The sequence below is a fragment of the Devosia geojensis genome (assembly GCF_000969415.1).
Classification (GTDB): Bacteria; Pseudomonadota; Alphaproteobacteria; order Rhizobiales; family Devosiaceae; genus Devosia; species Devosia geojensis.
The window spans coordinates 1-738 of record NZ_JZEX01000191.1 but is presented as its reverse complement, the minus strand read 5'-3'; the positions used below and the strand labels follow the sequence as shown (position 1 = coordinate 738).

1 protein-coding gene is annotated in these 738 nt (G+C 60.4%); it reads left to right on the top strand.

Features of this window, described 5'->3' with window-relative positions:
• The coding region (locus tag VE25_RS23825) for a hypothetical protein (RefSeq protein WP_201776127.1) at positions 1 to 668 on the top strand (668 nt) is incomplete at its 5' end.
• Positions 669 to 738 lie beyond the last annotated feature (70 nt).

Genomic DNA, 738 nt, shown 5'->3' with positions numbered 1-738 from the left:
GGGGAGAGAGAGGGGGGGAAGAGGGAGAGGAAGAAGAGGAAGAAGAGGAAAGAGAGGAAAGGCGGGGGGGGGAAAGGGGAGGGAGGGAGGGAGAGAGGGAAGGGGGGGAGAAAAGAGGGGAGGGAAGGCGGAAAGGAGAGGAGGAGGGGAGTGGGGGGAAACGGGGAGAAGAAGGAGGGGAGGGGGGAGGGAAGAAGGACGAGGGAAAAGGAGGGAAAGGAGGGGTAGAGAGAGAGGGGGGGGAAGAAGAAGAGAAAGGAGAAGAAGAGGTACGGATGGAGGAGGGGGAAGGAAAGGGGAGAGAAGAGGGGGGGAGAAAGAGGAAAGGGAGGGAAGGAGGAGAAGAGAGAGGAGGAGGGGGGAAAGAGAGGAGGAGAGGGAGGAAAGGGGAGGGGGAAGAGAGGGAGGGAGAAGGAAGAGGGGAGGAGGGGAAGGAGGGAGAGAGAGAGGGAGGAGAGGAGGTGGAGGGGGGTGGGAAACGAACCAAGGAAAAGGGACAGGGCATGAGAGACGAAGGAGGCGGCGGAGTAGGGGGGGGAAAACGGGGGGGCGGGCAGAGGGCGGGGGGGAGAGGCACGACGAAGAGAATCTCAAAAGAAGAGAAGGGGGAGGGGGGAGGACAGGTGAGGGAGAAGGAGGGAGAGGAGAGGGCTCGGAGATGTGTATAAGGACGGAAGGAGAGGAGGAGAAAGAGAAAAAAAGAGAGGGAAAGAAAAAGGAGGAAGGATGGAAGAGGAG